26 protein-coding genes are annotated in these 20,373 nt (G+C 44.6%); 1 reads left to right on the plus strand and 25 read right to left on the minus strand.

What is annotated here, in order from left to right; translation table 11 throughout:
- The 15 genes from ACN6KS_RS22610 to terS form a co-directional block, all read right to left on the minus strand.
- Complete coding sequence (locus tag ACN6KS_RS22610; protein WP_440960544.1) at nt 1-1,353, minus strand: phage tail sheath subtilisin-like domain-containing protein; 1,353 nt, start codon at nt 1,351-1,353, stop codon at nt 1-3.
- Nucleotides 1,334-1,579 (minus strand): hypothetical protein, encoded by a 246-nt coding sequence (locus ACN6KS_RS22615; protein WP_440960545.1) that lies wholly within the window; start codon nt 1,577-1,579, stop codon nt 1,334-1,336. Before ACN6KS_RS22615 ends, ACN6KS_RS22610 begins: the two co-directional genes overlap by 20 nt.
- Before the next feature lie 120 nt (nt 1,580-1,699).
- Complete coding sequence (locus ACN6KS_RS22620) at nt 1,700-2,293, minus strand: DUF2441 domain-containing protein (RefSeq protein ID WP_440960546.1); 594 nt, start codon at nt 2,291-2,293, stop codon at nt 1,700-1,702.
- Nucleotides 2,294-2,388: 95 nt separating this feature from the next.
- Entirely contained in the window at nt 2,389-2,865 is a 477-nt protein-coding gene (locus ACN6KS_RS22625) for a hypothetical protein (protein ID WP_440960547.1), read from the minus strand.
- Nucleotides 2,862-3,350: an HK97 gp10 family phage protein gene (locus ACN6KS_RS22630; RefSeq protein WP_440962434.1), complete on the minus strand. Its 489-nt coding sequence runs from the start codon at nt 3,348-3,350 to the stop codon at nt 2,862-2,864. The genes ACN6KS_RS22625 and ACN6KS_RS22630 overlap by 4 nt, the downstream gene beginning before the upstream one ends.
- Entirely contained in the window at nt 3,343-3,657 is a 315-nt protein-coding gene (locus tag ACN6KS_RS22635; protein WP_440960548.1) for a hypothetical protein, read from the minus strand. The genes ACN6KS_RS22630 and ACN6KS_RS22635 overlap by 8 nt, the downstream gene beginning before the upstream one ends.
- Before the next feature lie 8 nt (nt 3,658-3,665).
- Complete coding sequence (locus tag ACN6KS_RS22640; RefSeq protein ID WP_440960549.1) at nt 3,666-4,052, minus strand: hypothetical protein; 387 nt, start codon at nt 4,050-4,052, stop codon at nt 3,666-3,668.
- Nucleotides 4,030-4,335: a Rho termination factor N-terminal domain-containing protein gene (locus tag ACN6KS_RS22645; protein WP_440960550.1), complete on the minus strand. Its 306-nt coding sequence runs from the start codon at nt 4,333-4,335 to the stop codon at nt 4,030-4,032. Before ACN6KS_RS22645 ends, ACN6KS_RS22640 begins: the two co-directional genes overlap by 23 nt.
- The gene (locus ACN6KS_RS22650; protein ID WP_440960551.1) at nt 4,335-5,282 is read right to left on the minus strand and encodes a major capsid protein; all 948 of its coding nucleotides are present in this window, start codon (nt 5,280-5,282) and stop codon (nt 4,335-4,337) included. Before ACN6KS_RS22650 ends, ACN6KS_RS22645 begins: the two co-directional genes overlap by 1 nt.
- A 21-nt stretch (nt 5,283-5,303) precedes the next feature.
- Nucleotides 5,304-6,530 carry an XkdF-like putative serine protease domain-containing protein gene (locus tag ACN6KS_RS22655; protein ID WP_440960552.1) on the minus strand — a complete coding sequence of 409 codons (1,227 nt, stop codon included), beginning with the start codon at nt 6,528-6,530 and terminating at the stop codon, nt 5,304-5,306.
- A gap of 35 nt (nt 6,531-6,565) precedes the next feature.
- Nucleotides 6,566-7,183 carry a hypothetical protein gene (locus tag ACN6KS_RS22660; protein WP_440960553.1) on the minus strand — a complete coding sequence of 206 codons (618 nt, stop codon included), beginning with the start codon at nt 7,181-7,183 and terminating at the stop codon, nt 6,566-6,568.
- 65 nt (nt 7,184-7,248) lie between these two features.
- Nucleotides 7,249-8,079 (minus strand): phage minor head protein, encoded by an 831-nt coding sequence (locus ACN6KS_RS22665; RefSeq protein ID WP_440960554.1) that lies wholly within the window; start codon nt 8,077-8,079, stop codon nt 7,249-7,251.
- The gene (locus ACN6KS_RS22670) at nt 8,072-9,550 is read right to left on the minus strand and encodes a phage portal protein (RefSeq protein ID WP_440960555.1); all 1,479 of its coding nucleotides are present in this window, start codon (nt 9,548-9,550) and stop codon (nt 8,072-8,074) included. Before ACN6KS_RS22670 ends, ACN6KS_RS22665 begins: the two co-directional genes overlap by 8 nt.
- Nucleotides 9,551-9,575: 25 nt before the next feature.
- Nucleotides 9,576-10,868 (minus strand): PBSX family phage terminase large subunit, encoded by a 1,293-nt coding sequence (locus ACN6KS_RS22675; RefSeq protein ID WP_440960556.1) that lies wholly within the window; start codon nt 10,866-10,868, stop codon nt 9,576-9,578.
- Nucleotides 10,855-11,754: a phage terminase small subunit gene (gene terS, locus ACN6KS_RS22680; protein ID WP_440960557.1), complete on the minus strand. Its 900-nt coding sequence runs from the start codon at nt 11,752-11,754 to the stop codon at nt 10,855-10,857. Before terS ends, ACN6KS_RS22675 begins: the two co-directional genes overlap by 14 nt.
- A 74-nt stretch (nt 11,755-11,828) precedes the next feature.
- Here terS and ACN6KS_RS22685 point away from each other — a divergent pair, with 74 nt between their 5' ends.
- Nucleotides 11,829-12,422: a hypothetical protein gene (locus ACN6KS_RS22685; RefSeq protein ID WP_440960558.1), complete on the plus strand. Its 594-nt coding sequence runs from the start codon at nt 11,829-11,831 to the stop codon at nt 12,420-12,422.
- Here ACN6KS_RS22685 and ACN6KS_RS22690 read toward each other — a convergent pair.
- From ACN6KS_RS22690 to ACN6KS_RS22735, 10 genes are all read right to left on the minus strand, one after another.
- Complete coding sequence (locus ACN6KS_RS22690; RefSeq protein ID WP_440960559.1) at nt 12,419-12,628, minus strand: hypothetical protein; 210 nt, start codon at nt 12,626-12,628, stop codon at nt 12,419-12,421. The two genes, ACN6KS_RS22685 and ACN6KS_RS22690, sit on opposite strands and share 4 nt — an antisense overlap.
- Before the next feature lie 321 nt (nt 12,629-12,949).
- Nucleotides 12,950-13,297, minus strand: coding sequence for a DUF6713 family protein (locus ACN6KS_RS22695; RefSeq protein ID WP_074087491.1), 348 nt, complete (start codon nt 13,295-13,297; stop codon nt 12,950-12,952).
- A 153-nt stretch (nt 13,298-13,450) separates the two neighbouring features.
- Nucleotides 13,451-14,755: a site-specific DNA-methyltransferase gene (locus ACN6KS_RS22700; RefSeq protein ID WP_440960560.1), complete on the minus strand. Its 1,305-nt coding sequence runs from the start codon at nt 14,753-14,755 to the stop codon at nt 13,451-13,453.
- Nucleotides 14,756-14,807: 52 nt separating this feature from the next.
- Nucleotides 14,808-15,014: a hypothetical protein gene (locus ACN6KS_RS22705; RefSeq protein WP_440960561.1), complete on the minus strand. Its 207-nt coding sequence runs from the start codon at nt 15,012-15,014 to the stop codon at nt 14,808-14,810.
- A 271-nt stretch (nt 15,015-15,285) separates the two neighbouring features.
- Nucleotides 15,286-15,474 carry a hypothetical protein gene (locus tag ACN6KS_RS22710; RefSeq protein ID WP_440960562.1) on the minus strand — a complete coding sequence of 63 codons (189 nt, stop codon included), beginning with the start codon at nt 15,472-15,474 and terminating at the stop codon, nt 15,286-15,288.
- Nucleotides 15,475-15,493: 19 nt separating this feature from the next.
- A complete protein-coding gene (locus tag ACN6KS_RS22715; RefSeq protein ID WP_440960563.1) occupies nt 15,494-15,712 on the minus strand; it encodes a hypothetical protein in 219 nt (72 codons plus the stop codon).
- Nucleotides 15,713-15,947: 235 nt separating this feature from the next.
- Entirely contained in the window at nt 15,948-16,193 is a 246-nt protein-coding gene (locus ACN6KS_RS22720; protein ID WP_440960564.1) for a hypothetical protein, read from the minus strand.
- Between the two features lie 853 nt (nt 16,194-17,046).
- The gene (locus ACN6KS_RS22725) at nt 17,047-17,940 is read right to left on the minus strand and encodes a hypothetical protein (RefSeq protein WP_440960565.1); all 894 of its coding nucleotides are present in this window, start codon (nt 17,938-17,940) and stop codon (nt 17,047-17,049) included.
- A 309-nt stretch (nt 17,941-18,249) separates the two neighbouring features.
- Entirely contained in the window at nt 18,250-19,716 is a 1,467-nt protein-coding gene (locus ACN6KS_RS22730) for a toll/interleukin-1 receptor domain-containing protein (RefSeq protein ID WP_440960566.1), read from the minus strand.
- Between the two features lie 97 nt (nt 19,717-19,813).
- Nucleotides 19,814-20,293, minus strand: a complete 480-nt coding sequence (locus tag ACN6KS_RS22735; RefSeq protein WP_440960567.1) for an ArpU family phage packaging/lysis transcriptional regulator — start codon at nt 20,291-20,293, stop codon at nt 19,814-19,816.
- Between the last annotated feature and the right edge of the window lie 80 nt (nt 20,294-20,373).

Genomic DNA, 20,373 nt, shown 5'->3' on the forward strand with positions numbered 1-20,373 from the left:
TTACGCCACCTCCCAATCAATATTGAAGATTTCAATCGCGTCCAACGGTTTTGCCGACAGGGAGAAGTAAGCATAATCCATGTCACTGATCTTCGTTGGATGCTCGGTAAATGTAAATTCTGAGCCAATCGCCTTTTGTTCAGCACGTGTCTTCAGATAACTCACGACTGCTGCGATAAACATTCCTCGACCATCCTTGTCATTGTCCAGCTTAGCCTTGTTTGCTTTGCCAGCAGCGTAGATGTCATTCAAAATTTGGTCAATCGTCATGGAAACTCGAATCTTACCGAAGTCCTCCCGTTCCCCTGCCCCAAGCGTGGTCAATGTGTTCACTGCTGACTCAATAATATAATCGTAGCCGTCTCGGGTAGCCATCAGGGTACCTTCGGCTAGGCCTTTAAGTACCTCGCTGTGACTCCAGTCCACCTTTGCCTCCGTCATTGGCACCTTAACACCCGTAAATGATTTATTCGCTGGTGTTCCAGCTGCAAGACCAGCTACCCATGCTGCCCACTGCAGAGAAGTATAAGTCTTTCCGTTAGAATGTTCGCCAGCCAAGGAGCAATTGATGATAAAACGAGCATTAGCAGCGCGACTGCGGGTGTTGTGAGCTTCAATATCATCATCCGTAGATGTTGCGCCTGCAATCACTAGCTGCGCCAGCTTACGAGCCTTGGTGCGTCGATCTAGCAGCCATTGCTTAGCAGCAGCTTGTACCGCTGTGTCCGAGGAAGGTAGATAAACGACATCAAACACTAGACCATCAATGCGATTAAAGATGCTGCTCCAATTGGCTGCCGTGATCGCTGCAGTACCGGTAACTCCGCCGGCCAACTTTGTATAGGCTACATCAGCCAACGCCGTTGCACCTGTGTCCTTGAATCGAACCATATTGGACTTTTTCAGAACACTGATAGCTTCAGTTTTATCAGCGACCAAGAAATTCTCAGTATCATAGATACCTTTCGTATCCCGAATGACAATTTCTTTCTTTGTTGCATCCACCAAACTCGCCCGAATTAGGTACTCGAAATCATTTCCGCGAGTACCTGGATAACGAGCTTCTATAGTGTAGCTACTAGCTACTGCAACCGAAGCAGCTACCTCATTCCCATTGGTAACCCTATACCCCACTACCGTTGCACCATTCTCTGCAGCCAGTTCCAACTCATCTACAAGTAGACCAGATTCCTTAAAGCGCTCGGACTGATCCGCCATATCCACTGCTTTATTTGGCAATCCCCACTCCGCTTGATACGGTATCAAAACGCGGCCAGATACCGATAGGACACGAGACTTCGCAACCGCCTGCAACTCCACATACGCGCCTGGTCTATTCCGTTGTATCGACATTCACTGTTTCCTCCTTTTTTGTCAGTCCAAAATAGGCCTGCACTTTTTGAATAACTTCCTGCTGAGACAGCAGAGTATCTTCTTCACAATCAAAAAGAGCGCCTGCAATTTCAAAGCGTTCCCGCTTCAAAACCACTGCGCTCTCAATCCATTCCTGCTTAGTTCTCTTGTTCAGGGTATCCGGAACAGCATTAGTAGGCTGGCGAATCTGTTTTTTTATGCTCATGTTTAAGTTCCCCTCCCTTTTTTATGAACACAAGAAATAACCGCCCTCTCCCTAGGCGGCACATTCCGTACTATCGTTTCCCGTTAGAGTTCAATGGCTTTTCAGGCGCCTTTGTTGAAATTAAGTGGGGAATTCATCAATTATTTCTACAACTTCGATTTTTCCGTTAATCAACAGCTCAGGAAGTTCGTTATTTATATTACCCTTCCAATATTCTCTTGCTTGTTCGATTTTTCGGGAGAAAGGAATTCCATCTTCCTTTGGTAAAAGATTACCGTCACCTTCAAAGATATTCCCAATAACCCGAAGTTTAACGATCTGCAAGACTTTTCGATAATAAGAATCGAAAATCCCTTTCCATTTCAGAGCTTCTTCATAGCTCTTCGCAGCGTATAAGCAAGACAATCGAGAAGGATATTCAGGATATTCTTGCAATCTAACCATTTCAACTATTACTTCTCTAGTGGCTCTGATTGTTTGCTCCATATATCTAATAGCTACATCTGCATTCTCTTTATCCATCTTAAAGCCGTCATTTGTATAATGACCGTGCAATATTTGAATAAAGTCTTCACCTTTGGAATTTATACATTCCTTCTCAAAAAAGAAGTGATACAAGGTATTTTTTTGGTTTTTGTCAAAGCTAATTATCTGCCCAATGTCCATTTTTCTTCTGGTGACAATGTGATAAACATACAATTCGCTTCCTTCCATGGACTGCCCCCTATTAACCATTGATAACATAGGTGAATTCGGCGTTTACCAGCATTATCCTGCCCGTTAGCTTAAAAAAGAATCGAACAGTAAGTTCAGCTTTGCTCAATATAAAAGTCTTTGATCTTTTCAACTGGACTTCCATCATCGTTCACAAGCAACTTCGGCACATGTAAAAGGTATGAATACCTGAAGGTAACTTCCATCCGATCATTCTGCGGCCGCGTGCGTGGAGCCTCAATAACCATCATGATTCCAAAGCGCTGCGAAACCACACAGAACCGCCGCTGGCGGAGGTAAAGGAAGAAGGTTGATAAGTCTAGGGGAATGGGCTCTCCGTCTTCCTCTACCACACTTCGGTCGATGTCGTAATGAAAGACTAACCCTACATCCTCAATGATTCGGTCTGCCCGTGGCGTGTGTACTTTATCGGATACCAGATCCGTCTCGATAAATACACTAGGGCGATCAAACTGCCCCGCTAACCAGCGAGATCTATCCCGGAGAATTGGTAGCTCCGGATATACCCGCTGTACGAGTTCTGCCCAGACTTTCAACCCTACATCTATCATGACAGCATCCTCCCTAATTCCTTCTCTAGCCGACTCATTATCAAAGCATTCATCCCGCCCTCCAATTGCTGAACAGCGATGTCAAAGAATTGCCGACCAATGAACGATCGTGGCTTAGCCATAAATCCGGTCTTCGCCCTGGGATCGTAGACAAATGTTCCATTCGTTGCCCAATAGCCGGGGACAAAGTGAGCCTTGTGGATGGTGTAACCATCATTGAGATGGCGTGCGTAAGGAAGGTTAGAACCCACTTCGATAGAAATAGAGTTACGGTCTACATCCCATTCCCAAATGTTGTTATCCTCTCCACGAGTAAAGGAGTTCCACATCAATCCAGTGTCAATCAGATCCTGTTTATCAATCTCATCGATGACCAGGTTCAAAAGTGTTTCGCCCACAGCCTCAACAATGTTCTTAAGGATCTGACTAACCCCTTCGTCGCTCAGCTTCTTGAATTTCTTCGCTAAACCATCAAAATCATGCATGTTCACTGCCTTTCACCTCGCAAGTCACCAATAACTCACGCCAGTAACGGCGTGGGTTAGAGTCAATTACCAGATACCTGCGTCCGAACAGTAACACTTCGTCACTGATTCGGACGTCTGCATTCTTCGGCACACCTATTGTCTTTTTGACAATGTATATGACAGGAATGGATTCTGCCTTGACATCGGTCTGGGTCTTAACAACGAAACAGTTCAGATCTGCGACCTTACCCGCCTTCCGATCGCTGAATAGATTGTCCGCATCCTGCTGGCGGCCGACCCGGTACACTGCCAACGGGGTATTCATGCGGTGATTCATAGCAAATAGGCCGTGATGTTCCCATCATTCGGCCCGGACTGCTGCTTCTTGACCCACAGGAAGAGGATAGAGTCCACATCAGCATTGCCTGTGGTCTTCCCTTCAACTGCCTGCCGGGTATATGTCCAAGCGCCGTCACTTTCCGCTGAATAACCGCGGGCAACGGAAGCCAGGTATTCTTCGCTATCCTGTAGAGCCAGCGACTCCGCCAGCTTGACCCAGGCCAGCATGAGCTGCTTATCTGCCACCTCCGGAAAAGAAACAGGCAAATACAGCTCGATCCGGGTCTGTGCGTCATCAATGTACTGCTCAAGCTGATCGTCAGTAGCCTCCTTCACGGCGCTGACACGGCTACGGCCCTTAAGGAGTGTCGTTGTTAGCATCAGGCACACCGCCGCCTTCTAGTGCCTTTAGTTCATTGATAAGCTCGGGCTTCTTCATATCCGCAAAACCTTCAATACCGGCTTTCTTCGCCTTGTCCTTCAGTTGGGGAACTGTCAGATCTTCCAGTGGGATGATCTTCTCCTCATTGACCTCAAAATCAGGATCATCCCGTAAGTGCTCCAGCACAGTCTCGTTTTCCACTAGCACTGGCTTAGCCGGCTCAAATCGAATACTATGCAACCGCAGAGAAGCGTTATTACCTCGGTAAGTTACGTAAGGCATTAAAATTCCACCCCTTCCACGTAGGCCAGAGCTTGCGGCTCTTCGAAGATAGCGTCGAAGTCGGAATGAATTGCATAGAAGCGTTTATCCGTCCAAATCGCCTCTTTGCCCTCAGTCGTCTTACGAATCTGCATATCGTAGGTGTGGACCATTGCAAAGTTCGGCTGATAAGTAAAGAGAATGGCTCCTTCCGGCATACTCCAGACCTCTTCAACATCGTAAGCGTTGACTTTCTTCGTGCCCCCCAAGATCTGCAACTGAATAGATGCGCTGGTGTCCTTCTCAGCCAGCATCTGAAGTCGCTCACTGAAGGTATTTGGATGCATGAAATATTTAAACACCCCACCAGCTCGGTACCGGGTTGGTATCGCACGCTCAACCTCAAACAAAATCCCTGTTTTCTCTTTAGCCGAAAGTGTTTTCCAATCTAAATAATGACCAGTTGTTCTGGCCAGTTTCAACCAACCGTCATTGATTTTCAAAAAGTCATAGTCAGGGTCGGTGTTCGGGGTTGCAGTATCACCATTAAAGCCGATGTCCTGCATATTCTCACCGTAGTTGTTTGCCATAGCCCGCATGATGATGTCCTCTGCGTTTTGGCCACGTACCCGCTGAGTCTGACGGATGAATTCTTCGGTAATATCAAAAGGAACAATTACTGGTTCCACTGAATATGGAATTTGTGGAAAGGTCAGCCCTGGTGTGTTGGAAGCCATAATATCCTCTTTTTTACTACGCATGTTCCGGCCCCGTACACCTACCTTATCAATTGTCCCTTTTGAACTCTTCCGGTTCTCATGACGAATACCTTTAAGGAAGCCATTAGCTTCATACGCCATATCCGTGAAAGCTTCAACTTCCTCATAGTTCAAGGCATTTTGGTCCATTGGTGTAACGATGGTTGATTTACGAATGCTCGTACTAGCGATGTTACCGTTTGTTCTCATGATTTGCATTCCTCCTTCGAATTACAGGAAGCGTCCGAAACTAACGGCGCCTTCTGATTTGCTGATTTCTTCTTCATCACCTTGCGCGGAAGCACCACGGCTGTTCTTTACCAGTTGCACATCTGCTGCCAGCGTCTGCATCTGCTCACTTAGTGGTGCCAGAGCTTTTGCTATGGCTTCTGTAACTGCATTCTCTTCTGCGGTCGTAGTCGAAGCAGCACTGCCTGCAGGTTGGTCACCTTCGACACCTTCTTCTTTCTTAAGCTCCGCAATCTCGGACGTCAGGCCTTCCACCTGCTTTGCGATCGGGGCCAGTGCGGCCGTTACAGCCTTTGCAATATCTTCAGCTTTCAAATCGTCTTCCTCCTCAGGCTCTTCCTCTTCAGGAGCCGTTTTATTTTTCAGTTCGGTCAGAGCTGCAATAGCATCATCGACATGTTTCAGGTTGCCGGCAGAAATCTTCTTGCCAGCTTTTGCAATGGTTTCAGGCGGCGCGCCGATAGCTTTCACGATATCCTCCTTGGTCAACACGTCCTCGGCGATGTCCACAAAGTCCTGTAGTGCCTCCCGAATGGTCTCCGCATCGGTTTCCATCCCGCTGTTATAACTGTCCCAATTAAAAAGAACCGAGTTAAGGGCATCTTGTGCAGCCCAAAATTCTCGGTTCTTCCGGTTCTTATGGTATTTATCAGCGACCGCGCCCTTCTCGATCAGGCCCAGCGCTTTGGCTATTCGACTTAAAATTCCCTTGGATACCTCCTCTTCCTCCTCAATCTCTTCCCGCTTACCTACACCCCACATTGAAAATCCGGTTATCTCTTCTTTCTTGATAGCCTCCCAAGTGTCGTCGTCCGTTACTTTCACAGCTGCCACCCAGGAGCCCTTGATGATCTGCTGCTCACCAAGCGTCATGTCGCAAGGAGCAATGTACGACTCAATGACAAAGCCCTTGTCGGCCTCGAGATCGTGCTGCTTGTCGATGTTGTAAGTATGCTGCTTCTCCATGAAGAGATGGGCTGCCTTCTCAATCTCTATTTCATCCATTTGATCGTCATGTGCATCTGCCACATCCGGCTGATACACCACGCCTTTGACAATCCGCTTATCATCGTCGATTTTGGCGATCTGGACTTGCTTCTGGATGGCGTTCTTCCCAGCGTCTTTGATAATGGCAAACGGCACGCCGTTGGCGCCCTTGTCAACCAGGGAGATGTGCGTGATTTTAGCATCTTTCAGTTTATAGCTCATATTCTGTTCTCACCTCCTTTCAATACAAAAAGCCGCTATTCGCGACTTTTTGTAGAATTAGTTATAAATTCATGCACATCTATAATGTCTTTACACAACTCATAAGGACCATCTTCTTCATACCACTTATAATACAGTCCACCATTCAATTGACGCTTTCTACAAATATCTCTTATTACAGCTGTATAGCGATGTCTTTCTCTGAAAGGAACGTTAAATAAAGCATTTACTTTCATCTGTGCTTCAGAAATTAGAACGTGTTCTTCATCGGTATTAAATTCTCTTTTTAAATTTCCAATTCCCGTTCCTGTGAAATTGTGTATTTTAGCAATTGAAATAGTTTCATCATTGTAAGTTCTCACAGGACCGTAAATATGGCTTATCTCTCTTCTTGAAAGCTTCAATACCTTCCCATTAGGAAAGAGAACATTATATTTTCTCATACCAATTAATTGTTCGTGAATCACCGATAAATAATTTTCAACCACCAGTTCATTCCCATCAAAATAATAGAAGTAACATGGAAATACTATTTGTCGAATATACCCACTAAAATTCATTTTTTTCTTACCTAAATCAATTATTCTGTCTCTAATTCTGATTTGAAAGGCTTGTCCTGAATTCTGTATCTTGCTAACCAATTCTTTATCCATAAAAATCCTCCTTCATTCAATAAACTAAATCTACCAAAGAAGGTCTCTTTATGAAACTACTTTTCTTATTGCATAATAGACTGCATCGTACACCTGCAGCGGATAATCTCCTCGGCACGTCCAGAAGGATCTCCCGGAAACATCAATTTGCTTTTTCCAACAGTAAACGGTTTATCCAATTGTTGAATCTGTCCGTTAGCCTTCTTATGTGTCTTTCGGGTCCTGTCACCTTTAGAAGAACGCCATTTCTTGCCGGTGACCACCTCGGATTGCTTCCAGCCTTCAAACTTACCGCCATTGGCCGCTGCCGTGCTCATGGTTCGCGAAACGGTAATAGCCCGCTCCATGTTGAATGGACCAACATCACCTTTGGCGGCCGCCGCGCTGATCTCACGTACGAGCAGCGCCCGTTCAGAAGGAGTCTTTCCCTCCTTAATAGCTTTCTGAAATGCTCGGGTCATGACATCCTTACTGGTCCCGTTCATATCTGGAACAAGCTTCTGCAGATTCTTTGCGAACCGGGATGCTGCCTTATTCTTCGTGGACCAGGTCTTGTCGGTGTTCAGCACCATCAGCTCAGATTCACCGGCTAAGTGATACAGCGGAGTGAAGGAATCATATACCGCCTGCTCGAACTGTACCGTAAAGAGATCCCCGCTTTGAACAGACAGCAGAACCTTCCCAAGCTCACCAATATCAATCAGCAACTCCTCACTGAGTTCCAGAATCGCATCATGCAACGCCTTCCCTTGCAGCTCAAGGATTTCAACTATCCGGTTTTCACCATGCTTGTACAGCTCCTCTAGCACCGCCCGCTCCGCATGGTTCAGCTCTAAGCTATCCAGAAACTCTGTATCGTCCGCTTTGGCGATAAGCTCCCAGCAATCCTTACACATGGCCGACTACCTCATCATGACTCTGACGCAGCAGACGCTTGGCAATGGTGGATACCTGCTCTTGCAGATTGTCTACATCCGAGTTAGGTTCTGGCACAGTTAATGCAGGCTGACTATTAATCAGTTGAGCAATCGGTGTATCCAAATATTCATCAGTGTATTTTGACTCATCGACCGTTGTATCAAGTACCTCTTCAGCGATCGGGATTAAATCTCTGATCAACATAATGCCTCGGTCTGCGATAAAGTCCAGCAGCGCCTTGCGGTCTTCCGGATCAATAATACGCGGTCCACGCAAAGTTGCCCGTACGCGGAAGATGCCCATGGCCGGGAATAAACGCTTATTAAAGATTTCGTCCATGATCCACTTGCGGTACGGTTCAAAGACCTGCTCCTCTGCAAACCGCAGTGCGGCCTGCGCCGTAGCGCGGTTGTAATCGGAGCTCTGGCCTACCAAGATCGGCGGCAGCCGGAACGCGGAGAGAATATCGGCTTTCTTGTCCTTCCCGTATTCCAGGAACAAGGCATCCTGCTGGAGCAAATCATTCAGCTTGTCCAGCTTAATAGACACCTTCTCAACCTTTTCATCCAACGGTCCGCCAGTCTCCTCCCCGATCGCTTCCAAGTAGAGTATGCCGCCCTGGGATTGCGACCCCTTTACATTTCGCAACAGCTCCATCGATTGCTTAGTCAGTCGGCCATTGGTCACAGTCAGCAGCATGGAAAGCATGCGGCCATTGGAGAAATAGGAAACGTTCAGCTCCTCCGCCTCCCGGCTGCCGACTACGCCTGGGGCATTACCGAACCAGCGCGGCTCCCCATATGGTCCATCGTTACCTAGCTTCAGCGGGATGATCTGATTGCCTTGACCCTCGGTTCCAAACGGCCGAAACCACACCACGGACTGCCCTCTCTTCATGGCATACTTCCGGGCATAGATATCTTGGGAGAATTCCTCTACCTTCTTCGATGACCGGATCAGCCGCTTACGCTTGATCGTCACCTTATCCGTCTCCCGGGTACAACGAACGAATTTCGGATTGATTCGGTAGAGTGTCGGGAACTCACTGCCGGCAGGCCAGGCGACCTCCACATTTGCATTCCCGCTGCTCTCGATGTCCTCAATCAAGGAGCCGATAATCTCATCCGGCGTATCCTCCAGGTTACAGGTCTCCAAGAACTTATCAGCCTTGTTCCACTCCTCCTGCGCGGTCTGATCACTCTCACCAGGGAGGTACTCCAAAGCAATACCATATCCAGCAATGTTTCGCTTGTACGCCTCGATGCACTGCGGAATGATGTTACTGTTTTTCACCAGTAGTTTGCAGGAGGCAGGGTCATTACCTGGTGGAAACGGAAGCAGCCCGTGCTGATCGTATAGGTTTTCAAAGCTATCCGGTAGCTGTGCACTCGAGGGAATATGCCTGTCCTCTGCTTTTGATATTTGGAACCACTGTGCCTCGCCACTCATGCCTTACACCCACCCCACGTCATTATCAGATCGCTCCTCTCTCTTTTTTACGCTGCTTCACACGCTGCAACAGATAATCCGTATGGATACCGTACCTGCGCGCGTCACAGGTATGATCATTTTGTTTAATGGGCTTATCCTCACCGCGCTCGGCGGCTTTTTCATCCCATACGTAAGACACCAACTCCTGAAGGGAATTGGTGTTATCAGCACAGATATAAAGTTCATTATTCTGAAATCGGTTAGATACCGTCTGAATACCATCTAGTACAGTATTCACCGCAGCACGGATATTGTTGATCCCCCGCTTCTTCAGTTCAATAATAAAAGCCTTTGCTGATGGGTCGATGAAGATCGAATACTCATCGCCATCAAGAAAAGCTTCCAGGTCATCCGCATACTCACCATTCGTTTTCTCACCCTTATGGCGGATATTGTGATAATACTCATCCAGCTCATAATAGACGTTCCCTCGAACTCCGTATTTCAGAAATGCCGTGGGGTTGTTGGCCCCGTAGTCAATACAAATAAACTTTCGATCAAACTTGGCCGGAAACCAGTCCCGCGGCTTTTTGTGAATCGCATCATTGAACTTGGAGAAGATTACCCCTTCAGCCATGACCCAAAGCCCTAAGATGTAACGCTGATAGAAGATCCCGCTGTACATTCGACGGTACCGCTCACGCACCCGCTCGGAGAGAGACAGGTTATCCTCCATTGTAAAGTGTAGGTGCAGTGCGTGCTTCTTCTGCAACTGGTCCAGCCATTCTTTTTTGAACCAGTGATACGGTCCTGCGGGGTTGCAGTTGAACCAGAGCTTGGCGCCATCTACGGAACAACGAGCAGTCGCTTGGTCGACGAAGGACTTCGGCATCAAGGCAACCTCGTCGAAGAACATACCAGCCAGTGTGATCCCGGCGATTAAATCCTGTGAGCTTTCGTCTCGTCCACCAAATAAAAAGAACCGGTTGCTTATTAAGCCCCGGGTCACAGTCAAAACATTTTCAGATCGATTGTCATGAACATGATACCCACGGCTGGCCAGCATGCGCTTTAGAGGCCCGACCACATTACGCCGTAGCGCACCAATGGTCTTCCCTGACATGCCGAACTGTTCTCCTCGGAAGGTGTCCATCCCCCAGGCTATATAGGAGAATGACATACAGACCGTCTTGCCTGCCCGGACGGAACCATCACAGATGATTGCATCTTTATCGTGGTGTGGGCTTTCAGGTGTCCACCATGTCAGCACTTTAAGCTGCTTGTTAGAGAATGGAGCCCATTTGAACGCTGGCGGCTTGAGTTTAAGTTTCCCCATCGTTCCACACCTCCGCCGCTCGACCCTTCAATGCATCCATAAAGCCATCGTCTTCAAAATCATCTTTGCCACCGCCACGAAGCATATGCAACTCATACTCCATAGTCTCGATGCGAATACGCTTCTCGTCATCAGTTAGGCGGTTCTTGAGCTCGATAGCACGGATCTTCTTATCTTGGATGCGAGTCAGAGCTTCTTCCAGCTTCACGATATCATCTAACTTTCGAAAGCCTTTCTCTTCAATCTTCGATTCCATCATTTCATTTCGACTGTGCGGTATCTTCTTCGTAATGCCGGTCTTCTCATCATGGATCTCCGCGACTTCCTTGATGGCCTTCATCTCGTAGAGCACACTGCGCTCGGTCTCGGATAACCCATCCATCAGGGATTTGATCCGGTGCATCATGCGGCGCTCACGGATCGTTAGAAGGTAAAGGGATTCATTCGCCTGGATGATCGGGTCAGTATCTACCTGATCGATGAGCTGCTGCTCGGTTTCGGTTAACGCATCCAACCAAATGGTTTCATGCTCGCCTGTGGTGACTGCCTTCTTGTTGCCAGGCGGCCCACCGCCACCACCGCTGTTTCCCTTTGCATTCTGATTGCCTGGGGGAGCACCGCCTCGATTACCGACTGCATTTTTGTTCCCTTTGGGAGCGCCGCGATGTGGAACGTTCTCTTTCATTTCAATTGGAACGCTCCCTTTGGATTCAGGTGGAACGTTCCCATTGAGCTCCTCTTCCCAGCGGTCAACTGACTTCCATTTACGGACCTTATTTTCACCAACAAAAAGAGCAGCTGCGATGTCCTTAAGCTTCATCGTCCCGCTGCTCTCCAGCCATATCTGCCTTGCCTTGTCCCGCTCGGGACTGCGTTCTCTGGCCATGCTACATTTCACCACCTCCTAAGTTAAAACCTCTCTCAATATTTTCCGATATAAGAAAAAGGAGGATGATACTGATGTCTATATTAAACCTGATCGCTACTGCATTTTTATTATTTTTAACTATTTTATTGATTTGGGTGGAAAGAAGTAAATATGTCAAGCTAAGAAAACAAGTTGAGAATCTAATAGAAAGGGCAATCTGCACTCAAAGTCTAAACTGTTATGATGAGGTAACAAAACTTATTAAAGCATATACTCACATAAACAGCGACCCAGATATTAATATGAAGCGGATTATTCTAGAGTTAAAGTTTTTGAAAGAATCAAAAGGTAAGGATCAAGGATTTGAGGATCTTTTTAAAATGATCTCATCAATTATCCCCTTAACAGCAGTAATAGTGACAATAAGCATTGCCTTATTCAAAGAAGATTTTGAAACTTTATTTAGTTTTGGAGACCTAGCTTTTAATTTAGTCTCATTACTCTTAATGTTGATAATTTTCGTCAATTTGTATTCTTTCATAAATAATTTTGCTACAGCAAGATCAAATATATTTATAAATAAGCACTTGTTAATTGCGGAGGAAATTCATAAAGAAGTACCAACCGTCGATTCTACTAATGAGGCTACCGATAATAAAAAAACTGACAAATTAAAATCAGACTAAAATTCATCCTTCTGCAATTCGATATCGATCTCAATCAGCTTCTTCAGGTCATCAACTGTCTTAATCTCAATCCGGCCGTCCTGGAAGTCCTTGACCCACTTGGCTATGCCGGCCTTGACAATCTTGCGATACTGCGCCTTACTCTCCAGGATACCAGCCATGATTTCAAGCTCATGCTGCATTAAAATTTCATCTTGTGTTCCCATTTACGTACCCCTCGACTTTCCGTTATGATGGAATGCGAGACAGCGGATGACTGTGAATGCCACGCGTGGCGCGCCGCTGTCTCAGCCGGGGGATACCCTGGGTGATGGAGAGGACGTTAGCGCGTCCTCTTTTTAATTTTGCGCGGTTTTCTTGGATAGGGATTTATAGGCATAAGAAAACCACCTAATCAATAGGTGGCTGATACTGAACTATCGTTTCCCGTTAGTGTAATATGCAATTATTTTAACCAACACCTATTGCTAAAAATCCAACTCGAAAGACTGGTTATTTACCGAAGTGAGAAACGGATTACGTCTCCTTTAAAAATACATTAACCCAACAAGATGTAACAAACCCAATAAGCCCATTGGATATATAATTAATCTTGAGTATAAGTTCTTAAAATTATTATTTGGATGCTTCTCAAAGAAAAAATGAGCGATCGAGTGAAAAATTAAGAATAGATCTATTATTACGAAAGATAAAAGATGTTGACTTATAAATGAAAACAGTAAAAAAGTATATAGCGGTAGATGCAAAATTGTAAATACTTTGAATGCACGTTTATCTTCCATATCTTTTAGGATTATAAACATTCTCCATTCTTTGGCTCTTATTGCATCCATTTCGTGCAAAAGTAGGAGAGCAAAATTAATTGAAAAAATCATTAGTAAAATTGATGACAAAGTTACACCTCACTTATTGAATATACTCAGAGTTAATCACATCATAAAATAATTACGTTTCGAAACATGGAGGGTTCCATTAAACTGCCCGTCAGCTTAAAAAGAGTATCCTTAACTCATTTAACATGACGTCCATTATACTGCAGCATCGGTTCGCTTAACCAAAACAGGCTCTATGCCGGTCGCCGCCTGGTACCGCAATTTGATCACATCACAAAATACTGGATCAAGCTCCATAGTCCTGCTGGAGCGATCAAGCTGATCACAGGTCATTATTGTAGAGCCACTACCGCCAAAGAAATCAGCGACCGTATCCCCACGCCGGCTGCTGTTCCGGATCGGAATGGCCAGGAGCTCCAACGGCTTCTGCGTAGGATGCACATATTTAGTCACATCCCCCTTCGAAACCTCCCAAACTGTCTCCGGAAGTGGGTCTTCCGTCGGCAATCCTGCCCGCCATACCGTTGTCTGTCTGCGATCGCCGTACCAAGCCGGGACTTTGCCTTTCTTATAGGCATAGAACACCGGTTCATGTTTCCAGCGGTACTGTGCCCAGCCAAAGGTGGCTACGTTCTTGACCCAAACGCACTGGCACCGAACCGTAATCCCTGCTGCATTCATAGCATCTTCAAACTCCCGTTGATAAGACGATGGATGGAAGACATAGATTGCTGCAGTAGGTTCCATAGCCACTGCATATTGTTCAAAGACAGCACGCAAAAAGCCCGCAAACTCCTCTGCAGGCATATCGTCGTTCATTATTGAGCTGGTACCTGCTTCAACAAGGCGAGCCGAATCGCTCTGCACCGCTACATTGTACGGCGGGTCCGTCACAACCAGTGATGCCTTCACCCCGTCCATCAGCCTGGCAACATCTTCAGCATCCGTAGAGTCACCACACATAAGAATATGCCGCCCAAGCCGCCAAATATCCCCGCGACGCGTTTCAGCCTCTTTGATCTGATCAAGTGCTCCCTGGACGTCGAAGTCATCTTCTAAAACCGGTTGATCGATCTCGGTATCAGGAATAACAGCAAACTCAGCTATCAACTCCCCAATCTCCTCTGAATCAAAACCAGACAGCGCCAGATCCGCCCCGCCTTCCTGCAGCTCATTCAGCAGCTGCGCCAGCGCTTCATCATCCCAGCGACCAGATACCTTGTTTAGTGCCAGATTCAGGAGTCGTTCCTGCTCCTGGTTCAAGTTGACTACCGAAACTGCCAGCTCCGTGCAGCCCTGCTCATTGACCAACACCTTGTAACGCTGATGGCCACCGACCATGTTGCCGGTCTGCTCATTCCATACGATCGGGTCAACATATCCGAATTCATCCAGGCTGCGGCGAAGCTTCTCATAATCCGGATCTCCGGGCTGAAGGTCTAAGCGGGGGTTATAAACAGCCGCATTGAGCTGGTCAATTGGTATGATTCTGATGTCCATGGTGATGCCCCTTTCCAAAAGAAAAGCACCCTATAACGGGTGCTAAATTAACTTAAGCTCTTACTAAATCAAAGATCATAGCCTCGCCAGCTGTATCGAACACCATGTCTTTAATCTCGTATCTCTCACCGTGCACTGTTACGAGACCAGCAATTTTCATTGCTTGTACTTCTTCTACTGTAAAAGTCCATGCCGGGAAATTCAGGTCTTTATCTCCTGCTCTAAACCATGTTCTTATTTTATTTACTTCATCGCTCATCAATATCACCTCCCAGCATCATATTTCGACACGTGGCAATATTCCCCTTTGTTGCGAAAGCAGATTCTGGAGGATGTGCCTCCTTTTGAGTTGAGTTGGTTCTTCTATTTCAGGGTATACGCAAACTCGAAGGGAGACGAAGAGAGCCTGCCTGCCCTGCTCTTTCTTACGCTTCACCACACAAACGCATGTTCATGCATTTAACGCCTTAGAACGGCTTACAGAAGGTCATTTTTAGGCATGAAAAAGCACCCGTAATGGGTGCTAATTGCTAATCAATCGGCTTTACTACTGCTAAATATATTTTCTTAAATGTTTCTGTTACGGCATCATTGCCGAGGTGTTCTTCGATCATTTGTTTTTTTGTATCAATTTGACTTGCTGTTGCAATAATTGAAGCTTTAGCTTTGATAATCTCTTGTAGTATTTCAGAAGCAATTTCGTCATTTCCCTTTGCCATAATAATCACCCCTTCTTTATTACATACCGCTAGGTTTCTGTCTCACCTTAACTTTGGGCACAGCTTTTACTATTCCGGCATACTTGATATGAGATCGGTTAAGGATAATGTCTTCAATCCTTACCCAACCGGTATCTTTAGAATAAATATCATCAAGAAGAGCTTGCGGATCATCAACAGCGATTTTTAAAAACTGATCTTTTTCAAATACAATACTGACTTCTTTTTTTTCTGACAACTTGATCACCTCCCTCGACACCATATTTCGACGTCTAGGAAGTTTTTTCCTTCTGGCATTTAATCCTGGAACAAAACTGTGCATTTCCTTCCCAACGGCCCCATATGCAGCCCTTACACTTAGACGGCTGCTTAGGCGGATCTTTTAAGCACCGTTGCTGTTTTTTCTTCTTCTTCAAAACAATTCCTCCAATAAAAAAAAGCCACCCAATTAATGAGCGACTTCGGAATATGTATTATTGTGTGCTAACTTGCTGTATTTTCGCTCCAAAATCATCTACTCCATATCGGAAGAAGAGATACAGCCCTACCAAACCAACTATTCCAACTAAAAACTTGTGTGCTTCACCTTTTACTCGCAGAATCCGTAACAGTATCGCAGCTGCCAGCATGGGAAGAACCATATACAAGCCCAATCCTTCCGCTATCGCCAAGGCCATCGCGTTAAATGTTTTACCCGCCGAATCTCCAAAATCAATCATATAACACCTCCTGCCACTGAATTTCGACAGTAGGAATTTAATTCCTGCAATGCAAAAGAAAAGAACGGCGTCCGCTAAGCATCCGCAGCAAATGCGCTGCGCTCTTTGCTTAAGGTCTTTACGGACTTTGTAACAATGGAGGACAAGACCATTTTACTGAGTTGTTATAAATAATGTCAAAATCCCTAAACTTAATAAGGAGTAATCCATGCTACAATTGCCTGACCACTCTCCACCTAGCTCGCTTTTTTAACAAACTGCTTTAGCACTTAGGTTAAGGAGTTGGGGGGGTATACGTAACGTACAGGTATAAAGTTTTCATATTTCTAATTGAAATAAAAATGGAGTGTAGGGTTACTGACATCCATAGAACACCGCAAATCCACCCCCATAAAGGTACAGGCATTTTAAGATCATCAGAAACAAAAGAACCTACGTAAAATAATACGATACTAGTAAGAACAACCATTAGCTGTACTATAACTGCCCAAGTGAAAAATATAATTAGTATTTCGTAAACCGAAGGCCCTGTGGGTGAACTCCGTCTGTTCCTAAGCCTATCGGACACACCACCAGCGGTAGCAATTATAGTAATGCTTGCAATATTGAATCCAGCGAGAATCGAAATCGCTGCTATAACCTGACCACTAAGCTGTTGGAAAACTGTTATCAATCCTTTAAAGTCATCAACATATCTGTTAGTTAGTAGTATCATTAGAATTGATATAATGAAGGGTAGGAAAATGTCCACAATAAGCTCTGACTTACTGGAATTACGCAAATACTTCGCTAGCGTTGTCCATGGGAAGCTATTCGCCTTGATGAACTTTTTCAAACCACTTATCATAATAGATCAGCCCCTTAGGCGTCTTCTTTGTCCTGCTATATCACGTAAAACTAATTCTGCCGATGTTAACATGGGCTGATTGTTTCGATCAACTTCGACCCTGCGCTTGTATTTTTCCTGAGAGTCATCTAATTTTATAACTTTTTCAGCCCCAGCCAGTTTACCACGAACGACTATTTTCGTAACCCCTTGTTGATCCTTATACTTTCGTACCAAAGGTAGGACACCTTGCATTCCAGCACGCTGATATTTCGCTTCAAATTCCAACTTAACATCTGTTGCGCTAATTTCCTCTACGTCATTTTGAAGAGCTCTGACAGCTTCATTTTCATCGGCAACTACATCTGAACGCGATACTTCAATTTCAACCTTATGAATTGTGTTTAGCTCTCGAATTCCTTCAAAAAAATTATTTTCAACAAGAGTGCATACTTGAATATACGTTAGTGTATTCGCGGCGATGACTCCTTGACCTAACTGCTCTACATATTCTTCAAACCTTGGACGATTTAAGCGAATGTTACTCTGGAGTAATAGTAAGCCATCAACCTTCTTTATTATAAAATAGGTCGATTCCGTTTCCCCCTCCCTAATTAATTTAGGGTTCGGACGAAGGGTTAGATTATCTGCATGTAATAATTCGCCTACAGTTCCATACTCAGCTGATAAAAAACGGCCAAAAATATAATCTTGATCCTCTTCCATATGATCAAGATACATAAGCCATGAATCTCTAAACCGAATAGTCCTATCTTCATTCGTCAAAGCAAATATTGAATTAAAGAGCTCTGCTATTATACCAGGTTCCCATTTAATTGCATCTACTTCATGTCTAGCTCTATTGTCCAGATAGTGCATATCAATTTGGTAAGCATTGAAGCTTTTTGATTTTTGTGACATTTCCATCCCCCTTTTATTATGAGGGATATCTTCAACAATAATTCCTCAAATTCCTCCTTTTTACCTAATAATAACCATAATTCTACAAACTAATCGATAAGAAGGACTATCACTACTAAAAAACAAGGTAATATTTTTTCCTCAAAGAAAAAGCGAGAGGAGGTACGCCCCGGTTAATGCTGCATTATTGCAGCCGTGCGTGTCACTCTCGCCTGATTTCCACATCACCAATATATCATGTCCAAAGCCTAATGAACGGCCATTGTGCGGTCAAATATCGGCCAAAAATCGGTCAATAATAATTTATGTCTAGTAACAGTTAAGATCTTTAAACAATACTTCCTTCTCTATGGGCATTGCTCTTTCAAACATAACTCGGAAATACAATTTTAAATTTTCTTCTTCAATTAACTCCCATGATTCTCTGTCAATCATATAGTTTATATCTACAGGTAGTTCACAACCTACAAGTTCTAACTCTTCACCAGGATAAATTGAATCCTTTACGTCTAAAGAGTATTCAATATACTCATTCCCATCCAGTTGGACAAATCTTCTTAGTGTTAAGCCATTTTGATAGTTGATACGTATCCTTTTTGGCCAAAGAATCACTAATCTAAATTGATTTAACACAGGAGGAGATAAGAGTTTCACTGTAATTGTTAGACTATTTGTGTGAACATCCGCTGTACTTTGATTTGCATGATAATTATATGCCGCTCTAATGAAAAGATACGACTCATCCTCTTGATCTAACGTTGCATTCTGAAAATCCCCTTTGACAACTTGGGCAATTTCTTTAGCAACTGTTAATATTCCTCTATTCGTATTAGTTCCTAATTTATCTGAAAGGATAAGTGAAAACTCAGCCACCTCTCTCGGTGTAACATTGTGCCAAACAGGAAGAATTACTTTCTCTCTCTTAAATACTATTTCCTTTTGAATTAAACCGTTTAGTTCTGTTACAGTCCATTGTTTAGCAAAAAATGCAGGACTCAATACAACAATCCCGTACTTTGAATGCTTTAGACCCTCATCTATCTTTTTTCTCAAACTATCTCCAAGTTGTAAAGACCATTTATCATACCACACAGATAATCCAAGTTTGATTAATTCTGAAGCGAGAGGTTCTACCACTTCTAATTTGTCTTCACTGGCATGACTAATAAATACATCATAAATTTCTTGAGCTGCCTCCCCTCCAGAATCAGCTGTAGCTTCTTTACTCAAACCCTCTATCCTTTGAATTCCATCAGGTCTAATATAAATCTCTCCATTCTCGATGTTCCTGACTCCAATATAGTTATTTTCAAGAAAAATGGAAATGCAAAACAATAGATAGTTCTTATCGATTTCTAGAAGACTTGCTAATCCATCTAGATTCAGCACGTATGACTGGTAACCAAGAGGATTTTCTTTTCTAACGTTATACAAAATTTGTAATAGTGCTCGTTCAACTTCCCCTTTATCTTTTTCGATTCTTTCCTTTTCAATATTACTAGAATTCAAGAATTCCTCATACATTTTCTCTTTCTCATAATAGAGAAAGAGCCTGGATTCCGCTCGTGAAAAAGCTAGATCCCTAATATAATCAAGAGAGTTTTGACGATCCCCAAGAAAATGAGTCCCTATAACTGTTCCAGATAAACCAACCTTTTCAGCAAATAAATTTCCCCCTGCTGAGTTGTAACAAAAAACAATATAATCTAATCGATCGGCAGTCCGTGGCTCAGCTCTACCGAACAGATCATAACTCAGAACTTTTTTCTCATCCAACTTACAATCCCCCTAATCTATTTTCCTAAATGCTATGTTAATTCTCTAATCAAATCCATAATCCTCCATATAAAAAAAGAACTGGCCCTCGCCAGCTCTAATAACATTCCAAATCATTTATATCTATTAATACTTCTAGGCTCAAAGCACAGGCCAATATATAAATAGCTCTCGATTTAACCCGCCGATATTTTCGATCACTCATACCCAACTCACCGCACAGAATGGAATCATACTCATCCTCATGGTCCAGGTAACGCCGCTGAATGATTTCCCGCTCAGCCTTCTTAAGCCGCCCCATTGCCAGATCCAGCAGTTTCGATTGCCGTTCCAGCTCGACTTCCCTATCCGTATTCCATACTGCTATATTTTCCGTAGTCCGGCTGATTACATTAGTCGATCCATGATACCGTGGATCTGGGCTGGCCGTGAGCGCAGCTTGGCGTCGAACAAAGCCGATTTGTCGATATACGCGGACTGTCTCCAAATATTCTTCGACCCGACGACGGGTTTCCTTTTCGTCCATCGGGAGGATGTCAAAAGCCAGTTGGATTGCTAATTTGTCGCTTTTCCCCATGATAATCCCCTCACTCGTGGTATAATTCGAATGAAGGTAAGAGATTGGACCCCCTCCCGACCAAGGATATGGGGGGTCTT

It is taken from the genome of Paenibacillus nitricinens (assembly GCF_052056485.1).
In the GTDB taxonomy this organism is placed as follows: Bacteria; Bacillota; Bacilli; order Paenibacillales; family Paenibacillaceae; genus Paenibacillus_AQ; species Paenibacillus_AQ nitricinens.